Source organism: Nocardia sp. NPDC058497 (assembly GCF_042720195.1).
GTDB lineage: Bacteria > Actinomycetota > Actinomycetes > Mycobacteriales > Mycobacteriaceae > Nocardia.
The window spans coordinates 1-1,629 of the sequence record NZ_JBHXMY010000899.1; the positions used below are offsets into that span (position 1 = coordinate 1).

Below are 1,629 nucleotides of genomic sequence, written 5' to 3' on the forward strand. Positions count from 1 at the left end.
CCCCACTCTCAAACACCCATCCCCCAACCCGCGATGTATTCCGGTTTGGTGGGATGGGTTTTGTTTATAAGAGACAGGGTTGGTGGCCGAGGCGGTCAGCGTCGGCATGCCCGCCTCGCTGAGGATCTGGCCGGTCGCCTTGGTCTCACCCGAGAAGGTGGGGCCGACCAACGCGACGATGCTGGGATCGCTGACGATCGTCGGGATCACCTGGCTGGCGATCTGCGGCTTGCCCTCGGTGTCGAACTGCTTGACCGACACCTGACAATCCGGATTGGCCTTGTTGTGCTGGTCGAGCGCCAGCTTGACGCCGTTGATGATGTTGATGCCGAGCGCGGCGTTACCGCCGGTCAGCGGGCCCGCCATCGCGATGGTCTGGGGCGCGCACTTGGCCTTGCCGTCACCCGCGGGATCGGCGGCCGCGCCCGCGTCGGTCTGCGCGACGGCCTTACCCTGGGTGTCGAGCTGAACTACCGGCTGGATCGAGAGATCGGTGTTGCCGCCACCGCCGCCGTCGGACGACTTGTCGCTGCATCCGGACAACACCAACGACGCGGCAGCTCCGATTACCAGAACTCCTCGCGTCGAACGACTGCGCCATGTCGAACTGAGCACGTCTCACCTCTATGTCCTGTGCTCCCCGGGGTCACCGAGGGGGCCGACCACGTTCAGCCCGGACAGAACATATCGCCGGTTTGTTAGATCCGCATCACATTCGCATCATGTCGGACGCATCATGTCCAGTCGTAGTTCACATTATTGTTTCGCTTGCGTAAAGTTTTTCGGCTTTCGACGCGAGACCCGGAGCGGCGCGTTCGGAGCGTCACTGCGGGGTGAGGTTCTCCAGCACGACTTCGGCGACCGCCTTCATGGTCGTGCGCCGATCCATCGCGGTGCGCTGAATCCATTTGAACGCCTGCGGCTCCGACAGACCCTGGGTCTGCATGAGCACACCCTTGGCCCGCTCGACCAGTTTGCGCGTCTCCAATCGGTCCGACAGATTCGCGACTTCTGTTTCCAGCGCGGTGATTTCGTGGAAACGGCTCGCCGCGAGTTCGATCGCGGGCACCAGATCGGATTTGGTGAACGGCTTGACCAGATAGGCCATCGCGCCCGCGTCGCGGGCCCGCTCGACCAGGTCGCGCTGACTGAACGCGGTCAGGATCACCACGGGCGCAACACGTTTCGACGCGATCTCGGCGGCGGCGTCGATGCCGTCGCGGCGCGGCATCTTCACGTCCATGATCACCAGATCGGGGCGCATCTCCTCGGCCAGCTCGACGGCCTGCTGACCGTCGCCCGCCTCACCGACAACCTCGTAGCCCTCTTCCTTGAGCATCTCCACGAGGTCCATCCGGATGAGGGCCTCGTCCTCGGCGACGACAACGCGCTTGGCCGCGGCCTCACGCGTGGCGCCGGCGCCCGCTGCATTCGTGCTCATAGGTTCGACCCCTCTGGATTCCGATGCCTGTCGATCACACCACGACAGACGACGGCACCGGACGAGCCGGCCGAGAACCCGTCGTGGGTGACCGAGTGATGTAAAGAGTACCTTTCGCTTCCGCACAGAATGCAGTGAGCGGTCCGAAACCGCCGGTGAACGCGAGCGCGGTGACGTCGCGCACACCC

2 protein-coding genes are annotated in these 1,629 nt (G+C 64.2%); both read right to left on the minus strand.

What is annotated here, in order from left to right:
• Nucleotides 1-546, minus strand: a 546-nt coding sequence (locus ACFWPJ_RS32255) for an ABC transporter substrate-binding protein (protein ID WP_378857233.1), incomplete at its 3' end; no start/stop codon positions are given.
• 277 nt (nucleotides 547-823) lie between these two features.
• Complete coding sequence (locus tag ACFWPJ_RS32260; protein ID WP_189033992.1) at nucleotides 824-1,441, minus strand: ANTAR domain-containing response regulator; 618 nt, start codon at nucleotides 1,439-1,441, stop codon at nucleotides 824-826.
• Between the last annotated feature and the right edge of the window lie 188 nt (nucleotides 1,442-1,629).

What these genes read in the sequence shown, in the direction of transcription:
- ACFWPJ_RS32260 (WP_189033992.1), bottom strand. Translation starts at nt 1,441, where the DNA reads ATGAGCACGAATGCAGCGGGCGCCGGCGCCACGCGTGAGGCCGCGGCC.